The organism is Amycolatopsis vastitatis (assembly GCF_002234595.1).
In the GTDB taxonomy this organism is placed as follows: Bacteria; Actinomycetota; Actinomycetes; order Mycobacteriales; family Pseudonocardiaceae; genus Amycolatopsis; species Amycolatopsis vastitatis.
Genome location: NZ_NMUL01000104.1, coordinates 1 through 7,747, shown reverse-complemented (window position 1 = coordinate 7,747; position 7,747 = coordinate 1). Strand labels below are relative to the sequence as shown.

The 7,747-nt window shown below is 68.2% G+C and carries 10 protein-coding genes; 7 read left to right on the top strand and 3 right to left on the bottom strand.

Translation table 11 applies throughout. The annotated features are described in order from the left end of the window. Positions 1-117: 117 nt before the first annotated feature. Both istB and CF165_RS49510 read left to right on the top strand, forming a co-directional pair. Positions 118-789: an IS21-like element helper ATPase IstB gene (istB, locus tag CF165_RS49515; RefSeq protein ID WP_240522219.1), complete on the top strand. Its 672-nt coding sequence runs from the start codon at positions 118-120 to the stop codon at positions 787-789. A gap of 186 nt (positions 790-975) precedes the next feature. Further along, entirely contained in the window at positions 976-2,289 is a 1,314-nt protein-coding gene (locus tag CF165_RS49510) for a hypothetical protein (protein WP_143268966.1), read from the top strand. A gap of 76 nt (positions 2,290-2,365) precedes the next feature. Here CF165_RS49510 and CF165_RS49505 read toward each other — a convergent pair whose 3' ends face one another. Further along, the gene (locus CF165_RS49505; RefSeq protein ID WP_093954534.1) at positions 2,366-2,983 is read right to left on the bottom strand and encodes a TetR/AcrR family transcriptional regulator; all 618 of its coding nucleotides are present in this window, start codon (positions 2,981-2,983) and stop codon (positions 2,366-2,368) included. A 71-nt stretch (positions 2,984-3,054) separates the two neighbouring features. On the opposite strand from CF165_RS49505, the gene CF165_RS49500 reads away from it, so the two are divergent. The 3 genes from CF165_RS49500 to CF165_RS50995 all read left to right on the top strand — a co-directional run bounded on the left by CF165_RS49500 (position 3,055) and on the right by CF165_RS50995 (position 4,885). Further along, complete coding sequence (locus tag CF165_RS49500) at positions 3,055-3,930, top strand: NmrA family NAD(P)-binding protein (RefSeq protein WP_093954533.1); 876 nt, start codon at positions 3,055-3,057, stop codon at positions 3,928-3,930. A gap of 81 nt (positions 3,931-4,011) precedes the next feature. Then, on the top strand, positions 4,012-4,365 hold the full coding sequence (locus CF165_RS54015; RefSeq protein WP_369126879.1) for a linalool dehydratase/isomerase domain-containing protein: 354 nt from the start codon (positions 4,012-4,014) through the stop codon (positions 4,363-4,365). Between the two features lie 163 nt (positions 4,366-4,528). Next, positions 4,529-4,885, top strand: coding sequence for a hypothetical protein (locus CF165_RS50995; RefSeq protein WP_143268965.1), 357 nt, complete (start codon positions 4,529-4,531; stop codon positions 4,883-4,885). Positions 4,886-4,992: 107 nt separating this feature from the next. Here the strand turns inward: CF165_RS50995 and CF165_RS49490 are convergent, their stop codons facing one another. Beyond that, on the bottom strand, positions 4,993-5,838 hold the full coding sequence (locus tag CF165_RS49490; RefSeq protein ID WP_093954532.1) for a helix-turn-helix transcriptional regulator: 846 nt from the start codon (positions 5,836-5,838) through the stop codon (positions 4,993-4,995). Between the two features lie 101 nt (positions 5,839-5,939). Here CF165_RS49490 and CF165_RS49485 point away from each other — a divergent pair, with 101 nt between their 5' ends. After that, positions 5,940-6,878, top strand: coding sequence for an SDR family NAD(P)-dependent oxidoreductase (locus CF165_RS49485; RefSeq protein ID WP_093954531.1), 939 nt, complete (start codon positions 5,940-5,942; stop codon positions 6,876-6,878). Between the two features lie 222 nt (positions 6,879-7,100). On the opposite strand, the gene CF165_RS54010 is transcribed toward CF165_RS49485, so the two are convergent. Continuing rightward, a complete protein-coding gene (locus CF165_RS54010; protein ID WP_205661251.1) occupies positions 7,101-7,463 on the bottom strand; it encodes a TnsA endonuclease N-terminal domain-containing protein in 363 nt (120 codons plus the stop codon). A 59-nt stretch (positions 7,464-7,522) separates the two neighbouring features. Between CF165_RS54010 and CF165_RS49475 the strand changes: the two genes are divergently transcribed. Beyond that, positions 7,523-7,747, top strand: a 225-nt coding sequence (locus tag CF165_RS49475) for a nucleotidyltransferase domain-containing protein (protein WP_369126878.1), incomplete at its 3' end; no start/stop codon positions are given.

Below are 7,747 nucleotides of genomic sequence, written 5' to 3'. Positions count from 1 at the left end.
GATGAGTGAAGCCCGCCGCTATCAGCAACTACGCGCGCACTTCTCCTACCTCAAGCTCGACAACGCCGTCGAAGCCCTGCCCGGGTCCTCGACGAGGTCCGGCACGAGAACTTGTCCATGACCGCCGCGCTCGAGCGGTTGCTGGAGATCGAGGTCAACGCCACCGAAGCCCGCCGCCTCGCCGGCCGGTTGCGGTTCGCCTGTCTGCCCGATCCGTGGACGTTGTCGGATTTCGACTTCGCCGCGCAGCCCGGGGTCGACGAGAAACTGATCCGGGACCTCGCGACGCTCCGTTTTCTTGACGATGCCTCGAATGTGTTGTTCGTCGGCCCGTCCGGGGTCGGGAAAACGATGTTGACGACCGCGTTGGCGCGCGGCGCGGCCGAGTCTGGGCACCGGGTTTACTTCACCACCGCCGCGGACCTCGCTGCCCGCTGTCACAAGGCCGCGGTCGAGGGCCGCTGGGCGACCTGCATGCGGTTCTTCGTCGGCCCGAAGCTCCTCGTGATCGATGAACTTGGCTACCTGCCACTGCCGGGCGACGGAGCATCCGCGTTGTTTCAGGTGATCAATCAGCGCTATCTGAAGTCGTCGACGATCTTGACGACGAACGTCGGGATTGCTGACTGGGCAACGGCGTTCGGCGACGCGACGGTCGCGGCGGCGATGTTGGATCGGCTGCTGCATCGGGCGACGGTGGTCGGGATCGACGGCCCGTCTTACCGATTGAGGTCGCATCAGTCCACATCGGACAACTTGCGCAAGGCGGTGAACGCGCATGTCTCCTGACCCACACGATCCGAACTACAACGCGACCCGCAAGACCTGCCCGATCTGCTGGGAAGCCTTCACTGCGACCGGCCGCCAAGCCAAGACCCGCCTCTACTGCTCGCGGCATGCAAACGCACCGCGGCGGCCCGCCGCGAGGTCGAACGCACCAACCACCCCGGCAGGCTTGTCGGCCAGCCATCCGCGGTGGCCATCCTGGCACTGCCGCCCGCGCATCTGCCGCAGGCGGCAGCGCAGCGCGAGTGCCCGCACTGCGGCGGACCAGTCACCATCGTCGCCCTGCTCACCACGCCAGAAGCCGCCCGGCCGCAGATGCCAGCCGCTGCACCCGACGGAGTGCCGGTCGGTTCGGCGCAGGTGGCGATTCCGGCTGGAGCGGTCCTCGCGGAGGTCCACGTTCTCGAGAGCGCGGTGATCGACCGGCAGCCGGCCGAGCTCTACGGACAACCGATCGGCGTCCAGCACGACGCGCCGCTGATGAAGCCGGTGAGTGTGCGGTGGAGCCTGCCGGCGATGACGGAGGTGCAGCGCGCCTCACTGGTCCTCGTCCACTGGGACGAGCAGAACCGCGTGTGGGAGCCCCGCCCCCGCCAGCCGTTCCGGCTCGAGGGCGATGTCCTGTCCGCCGACCTGACCGAGTTCTCCTTCTGGGACTGGGCCGCGAACGTCGGCCAGACGGTCGGTGAGATCACCGGTGCCCGCAAGGACGGGCCCAGGTGCGGGGCAGTCAAATTGCCCTCATGGGTCCGCGACGTGGTCGATCCCGACGAGGGATCGTCGGCTGCGGCCATCCGGGTGTGCTTCGAGCCCGACCACGACGACCTCGTCACCACCCGCGTCGTCAACAACAGGCCGTTCACCCAGCAGCTGTCGATGTCCTCCGGCAACCAGAACTGGGCGTGGACTTGGCCCGGTCCGCCCGGCCAGGACGTCGCGGCCGCCATCTACGACGCGGCTCGGTCCGTGTTCGACAGCAAGACGTCTTACTTGCTGCCACCACTGACCGAGGTGGCGGTCGGAATCGACCGCCCCGGCGAGCCCGGACAGGTGGTGATCGGAGCGACCGCGAAGGTCACCCGGACCACCGTCTTGACTGACGTCGTCCGGTTCGCCATGGACCAGATCAACATCGGCGGTTTCGACAACCCGCTGCTCAACGCGTTCGTGCAAGCGATCTACGAATGCGGCGGCAAACAGCTGCTCGCTCAGCCGGACCTCGGTGACCCCGCTGCATTCGTGCGTACCATTCTCGGTGCGATCGGCAGCAATGACGGCCTTCGACGCGCTGGCCCGGGACACGCCCGCCTGAGCGGAAAGGCATCTCGGGAAGCGACCTGGAACGGACTCCTGCAACCGAACGGACTCGGGCCGGCCGATTCGATCGGCTCGAACTCTGTTGCGGGCTGCCGGCAAAACGCAAATCGCGTTGGACTCCACCCGGCGCCCTGGACCGCCTGCGTGGTCGCGATCATGTCCGGCTACGCCCGCCTGCCGCTGTAGCAATCGGATGCGGAAGCCGGCTTCCTTCGCCGGGCAGCCGGAGCGGTTGTCTGCACCGCACTGAGACGATTCCGCTTCAGGTCGTGGCCGGCAGGAAGAGGCGGACGAGCCGCCGGATTCTGGCGAGGTCGACGTCGGTGGCGAGACGGGCCTGGTCCGGCGTCTCCTCCGTGAGTGGATCGACTCCGAACAGCAGCCGAGGGAGTGCTGGGTGGGCGGCCAGGCCGATCAGCTCGTTCGCCACCGCGTCGGCTTCGTCGGCCGGAAGTCCCGTCGTTGCCACCAGGTGGGCCGCGAGGTTGTCGGTGGTGGTCCCGAAGACGACGTCGAAGAGTCCTGCGGCGAGGTCCGGCAGCCGGTCGGCTTCGGCAATGGCGAGGCGGAGCATCTTCGCTACCGAGGACCAGTGCAGCAGTTGCACGAAGTGCCCGCAGTACCGGACGACCGCTTCGGCCGGTTCGTCGGCGTAGTCGGCCGGCATCCCCGTCCGCTCGGCGAACAGGGCGCGGATACGTTCGACGACTGCGAGGAACAGTGCGTCCTTGGTCGGGAAGTGCGCGTATAGGGAGCGCTTCGATGTTTCCGCGCGCGCCGCGATCGCGTCCATGGAGGTCCGCTCGAAGCCGGTCTCCAGGAACGCGAGCTTCGCCGTGTCGAGGATGTGCTCGCGCAGTGCTTGCCCGCGCCGGGTCATGGCATCTTCCTTGAAGTATACGGTACAGTAGAGTTTACTTCTGCTTCTCGAGTTGACGGGAGTCATCATCCATGATCGTTGTCACCGCCCCAACCGGGCAGATCGGCAGCAAGCTCGTCTCGACGCTGGTGACGCACGACGAGCCGGTCCGCCTCATCGTCCGAGACCCGGCCAAGCTGCCCGCGGAGGTTCGGGAGCGAGCGGAGGTCATCACCGGATCGCACCGTGATCGCGACGTCCTGGACCGGGCTCTCGATGATGCCGACGTCCTGTTCTGGCTCATGCCGGCGGCCGCGACGGCGAGCAGCCCCTACGAGGCGTATGTGAGCGCGTCCATTCCGGGTGCCGACGCCGTCGTACACCACGCGGTCCCGCGCGTTGTGATCGTTTCCGCGCTCGGGCGTGGGTCGCAGATCTACGCCGGGCACGTGTCGGCCTCGCACGCGATGGAGGATCTCTTCCGTAGCACCGGTGCACACCTGCGCGCACTGGCCCTGCCGACCTTCATGGACAACATCCTCCGGCAGGTGGCCGCGATCGGGAACGGGGTCATCACCGGCACGCTACCAGCGGAGTTCACCATGCCGTGGATCGCGACAAAGGACATTGCGGCGCTCGCCGCCGAGTACCTCCTCGACCGCGCCTGGACCGGGCAGGACTCGGTCGAGTTCCTCGGCGGCGAGGACCTTTCGTACCACGACATCAGGGAGATCCTCACCGATGTTCTCGGCACACCCATCCACTATCAGGTCGGAGAACGCGCTGCGGTCAAGGAGTTCCTCACTGGCCGCGGTGTCTCCGAGGCGATGGCTCAGTCCATGATGGACATGGACCTCGCCGGTGAACGCGGCATCAACAACGCGACGCCGCGTACCGCCGAGAACACCACGCCCACCACCTTCCGCGAGTTCGCCGAAGAGGTCGTCAAGCCGGCGGTTAACGGTTGACCGTGCCGCGAACCGTACTCACGCCGAGCAACTCGGCCACCTCAGCCATTTCGACGACCTGTCCCGCCAGTTGCCCAACGACTGGTCCCTGATGCAGGGCAAGGCAACGAGCCAGGACGACTTCGGCGGCTACCGATTCCAACTGGCCTACATGGCCTGTGCGCTCGCGCTGACGCATCGGCTCGGCTGCCCGCAGCGCCGGGCCTGTTCCAGCCGGTGATGCAGCGGTTGGTCGAGAAGAAGATCCTGCTGCCCGAGATCTGGATGTACTGGCGGGATGTCAGCCGGGGCGGGTCGGTGTTCAACGCGCACTTCCCGCGCGCCCGCAGTAGCCGGCCGGGGCCACCGAGGCCAGGGAAGGGCGGAGTCTGGTCCGCGGGCGGCGGGGGATGGGTCGCGCCGCCGTCGTCGGAGCGAGGAGGCGTAGGCCGGTGATGTGGAGTCCGATCAGCGTCGGCAGTTGTGGATCGACCTGAAGCCGCCACCGTGTGGTCTTTTACCGACCGACGGCGACGCCGACACCCGCCCATCGGCTACTTAAGACTGGGCGGCAGGGACGGGTCCGGCCACGAGCGAGCGGAGACGGCATAGTCTCGGCATGGATTCTGATCATGAGCACAACCGATGGATAGAAGCTGAAGCCAAGCGGGGATACATCCGCGCACGACTGCTGCTCGTGACCGCGAGTCAAGGTGGCCGCCGGACCCCGATCCACTCCGGCTACCGGTCGCACTGGGTCTTCCCGCCGGATGTCCATCCGGAAAGCCACGACGCGCCGCTGACGCTGGAGACGGTGAAGACACTCGCGCCGGGCGAAGAGGCGACGGTGCGACTCCATCCGCTCATGCCTGATCTCTGGCCACCGGTCGGGCCGGGTCTGCGGCTGTCGATGCGTGAGGGAGCCCGGATCGTCGGACTTGCCGAGGTCGTGGAAGTAGTACCCCCGAGCCGATGATCACGCTCTCATCGATTGGTCGGCGTCGAACGCGCGGTATGCGGCATGTGCGGACGTTTGGGAGTAACTCGGACGGAGTGTCATCCAACGCTTCCGAGTATTGGTGCTCAGGGCTGGAGCGACTGAGTGCCCCAGACGGCGGCGAGAGCGAGGCGGTCGGCGTCTTCGGTGCCGGGCTCGGCGGTGTAGACGGTGATGCGCAGATCGTCGAGGGCGACGAGCAGTGTGTCGCAGTCCAGGGTGATCAGGCCGACCGCGGGGTGGTCGACGGTCTTGCGCCGGGACGGTTCGGCCGGGGGCGGCGGTGCCTCGGCGTCCCAGAGTTCGGCGAAGCGCGGGCTGCCGGAGGTCAGGTCGGCGATCAGGTGCCGCAGCGCGCGGTCGGCGGGGTAGCGCGAGGCGGTCAGGCGCAGGTCGGCCACGAGCCGCGCTTCGTGGTCGGCCTGCTCTTGCGGGGTGTGCACGACCCGTGAGGGCAGGCAGGCGACGTTGCGCCAGACGGCGTTGCGGTCCAGGCCGCGCCAGGTGGTCGTGTCGCCCATCAGCGCGTCGTAGGGGGCGTTGGCCAGCACGAGTGTCCAGCTGGCGTCGTAGACGACCACGGGGGTGTGCGAGAGCCGGTCGAGCAGCCGGTGCACGCTCGGGGGCACCCGTGACGACACGACGTCCGGGCCGGGTGCGGCGTGCCCGGCCAGCCGGTAGAGCAGGTCTCGTTCGGTGTCGGGCAGGCGCAGTGCGCGTGCCAGCGACTCCACGACCTGAGCCGACGGAGCGGTCGCGCGTCCTTGTTCGAGGCGGGTCAGGTAGTCGGCCGAGATGCCGGCGAGCGCGGCCAGCTCTTCGCGGCGCAACCCGTCGGCCCGACGTCGGCGGCCCGCCGGCACGCCGACGGTCTCCGGTGTCATCCGGTCACGCCAGCGGCGTACCGTCCGGCCGAACTCCCACGCTTCCACACCTCCAGTCTGCCCCGGCTTGCGATGGTTGTCCTGGCCCCGACAGTCCTACGAAAACCGGACGACTGCCTGCCGCGTGGTCGTTGCCGCAGGCTGGGGCCATGTCCGAAACCGGAACCGTGCTGATCACCGGCCCGACCCGCAACCTGGGCCGCCACGCCGTGCTGGCCATGGCCGCCCGTCCCACAAAGGAGCGACCCGATCTGCTGCTCGTCGGGCGCGCCGGCCGCGACCTGACCGCCGTCGCCGAAGAGGCCCGTGCCCTCGGCGCCTGCGTCCACGAGATCGGCTGCGACTTGGCGAGCCTGACCGACGTCCGTGCCGCCGCGGCCACCGCCCGCGACCTGCTCACCGACGGCGCCGTCCGGCCGCTGCGCGCGCTGATCGCCAACGCGGGCACCATGTCGGTCGACACCCGGCAGGCCTCGTCGGACGGTTACGAGCTGACCTTCGCCGTCAACTACCTGGCTCACGCCCAGCTGATCGGCGACCTGCTCGGCTCCTTCACCTCCCCGGCGCGGGTGGTGCTGGTCGGATCGAACACCTATTACGCCAACTTCTGGCGCAAGCTGCTGCACGTGCCCGAGGCCGAGTGGGCCGATCCCGTCTCGCTGGCGCGCCCGGCTGCCGGTGAGCAGGTGCCGGGGATGTCCGCCTCCGGTGTCGCGTACTCCAACGCCAAGCTGACGATCCTGTACTACGCCCACGAGCTGCAACGCCGAGCCGGCGCCGGCATCTGCGTGGCGGTGTTCGAACCGGGCTGGATGCCCGGCACCGCGCTGGGCCGCGGCGCCCCCGCGGCGCTGCAGGCGGTCAGCCGCGCCCTGGGCCGGATTCCGGGCGTGTCGACGCCGCGGCGCTCAGGGCCGCTGCTGGCCGCGATGGCCCTCGACAACAAGTGGGCACACCTGCGTGACGGCGCGTTCGTGGTCAAGACCAAGCCGGTGGAGGCGCAGCCGATCGCCCACGACCGGGCCCGCGAGCAGCGCCTGTGGGAGGCGACCGTCGAGCTGTTGGAACGTGCGGGCGCGTCGCGTTAGCGGGGTATCACCCCGACCGCGGCCCGCGGCGCGGTGAGCCGGAACGCACTGTCATCGGCATGTGCGGATGTTGCCGCATCACAGTTCAGTACGCCGACAGCACCGTCGCCGGGCCCAGCGGGCGAGACAGGTCGGCCTCAAAGTGCCTCTGCCACAACAGATGTAGTACAGCGGCCCGCACGGCTCGGTGACATCGGTGAGGCAGCGTTCCAGTCACCTCGTTCACCGTGAGGCCGTCGTGAACGGAGTGGCGCAGCTCTTCCAGGAGCTCCTGGTCGAACAGCCAAGTGCGGCGGTAACCGGCCGACTCCGCACATTCGGCAGTTCGATCTCAGGCGGTTCCGTCCATACTTCGTAGCGCCAACCGCGCGATTCCACTGCCTGCCGGGTCCACGTGAGCGCGACGGCGACGTTCTCGGCGGATAGCTGGCGGCGCGGCTTCACGTCCACCACGATCGGAGTGGAGTCGGTCAGCAGCAGAAAGTCCGGGACGTGGCGCCGTGTGCGGTGTCCGCGCTCTGTCTGTAGGAGAAACGGCTGCGCCACGATGCCGTGGACCGAAGGGTCGAAGTCCGCGAACAGCAACCGTGCCAGCCCTAGTGTCGCGTGACCCTGTTGGTTTGGCTTGCACTTAGGATGTCAGCGTGGAGACGGCGGAGGTCCTCGAGGTTGTGCGGGAGTGCCGAGCAGCGGGTATCGAGATTTGGATCGATGGCGGGTGGTGTGTCGATGCGCTACTCGGTCGATGGACGAGGGATCAGAATGATCTTGATATTGCGGTCGGCCGCCAGGAGGTCTCCCGGCTGCGGGAATGTCTTGCGGTGCTCGGTTACGCGGCTGGGAACCGAGACGGTGCGACCGAGTGGAAC

Coding starts and splice junctions, on each gene's coding strand:
- istB (WP_240522219.1), top strand. CDS start 118: ATGACCGCCGCGCTCGAGCGGTTGCTGGAGATCGAGGTCAACGCCACC.
- CF165_RS49505 (WP_093954534.1), bottom strand. CDS start 2,983: ATGACCCGGCGCGGGCAAGCACTGCGCGAGCACATCCTCGACACGGCG.
- CF165_RS49500 (WP_093954533.1), top strand. CDS start 3,055: ATGATCGTTGTCACCGCCCCAACCGGGCAGATCGGCAGCAAGCTCGTC.
- CF165_RS50995 (WP_143268965.1), top strand. CDS start 4,529: ATGGATTCTGATCATGAGCACAACCGATGGATAGAAGCTGAAGCCAAG.
- CF165_RS49485 (WP_093954531.1), top strand. CDS start 5,940: ATGTCCGAAACCGGAACCGTGCTGATCACCGGCCCGACCCGCAACCTG.